General features: G+C 36.7%; 1 protein-coding gene. It reads right to left on the bottom strand.

Going from position 1 to position 1,053, the window contains the following annotated elements:
• Positions 1-137: 137 nt before the first annotated feature.
• Positions 138-359 (bottom strand): RRXRR domain-containing protein, encoded by a 222-nt coding sequence (locus GNE10_RS34760; protein WP_099070079.1) that lies wholly within the window; start codon positions 357-359, stop codon positions 138-140.
• Positions 360-1,053 lie beyond the last annotated feature (694 nt).

The following is a 1,053-nucleotide window of genomic DNA, read 5'->3' as shown; positions in this document are numbered from 1 at the left end:
GTTGGGGAGGGGTCTTGTCTATGTGTTGCATTATTTTTTCAAATTGGTATAAGTTTTTTATCTTTGGCGATCGCACTACTGTAAAACTCCTATTTGATTCAGCAAAAAACCCCATACAATTTAAAAAGGTAGATTCCCTAGTTCCCAGTTTCTATTTCCTTTTTAATTTTGACATCCGGGTGAATTTTGAACCCCAGTTGCTCAAGTTTTAAATGAGAAAACGACTCCTTGAGAATGATAGTAAACGGATATCGCTGGAATACAGTAGCCTTACCTTGTGACAATAGTAACCTAGCACGGCTGATACGTACTGGGTATAACGGTTGTTGGTTGGCATCGAGAATTAAAACTTTGCTCATGTATTAAATTCCTGACAAAATTAAACTTGATTCATCTGATTGTGCCAATGGAAATCACAAGGAACTTCAAGAAATAAATTACTGTTTAAAGGGTTGAGTGTGAACTGTCAACAGCAAACAACACCAATATAGGAATCCGGTTTGATTCCTGAATTTACTTGTGTAAGAAGGAAATAGGGAACAGGGAACAGGGAACAGAAAAAAGGGAGTATAAGTGTACTGAGTTTTTTCAGTAATCAAATATGAATCCCATAGCATATTTTTTTACTTGGAAGTTACCAACTGTTGTATGACTCCTTTGATGAAACACAGGATAATCATGAGAGTGTAGAATCAAACCCCAGTACTCTCACGTTTATTGCCCATTCAGCTGTAGTATTACTTTTAAAGTACGGTAACTCGGTCGATTAAGTGTATAATTACTAAAAACAGAAATTATCACATACAAATTCAAAAAGCAAGTCCTCTTTTGATCGGCTACTGCACTTATCAAGAATAAATTAACCAATTTATTTAAATATATACACCGAACACGATTGCCACAATCCGCACCCGCATTGGGATATACAATCACTTTTTTGACATCAACCCCAATTAAATTTGTGAACTCCCGCTACAGGGTGAACGAAATTTTGTGTGGGATTTCTAGCTAAGTATCCAAAAAATTACCCTCCACACTCCCCACACTCCCCAC

It is taken from the genome of Nostoc sp. 2RC (assembly GCF_014222165.1).
GTDB classification, from domain to species: domain Bacteria; phylum Cyanobacteriota; class Cyanobacteriia; order Cyanobacteriales; family Nostocaceae; genus Nostoc; species Nostoc linckia.
This window is presented reverse-complemented; position numbering and strand designations above follow the sequence as displayed.

Bases quoted from the DNA above. Each gene is read 5' to 3' on its own strand.
- GNE10_RS34760 (WP_099070079.1), bottom strand. From the start codon at position 359: ATGAGCAAAGTTTTAATTCTCGATGCCAACCAACAACCGTTATACCCA.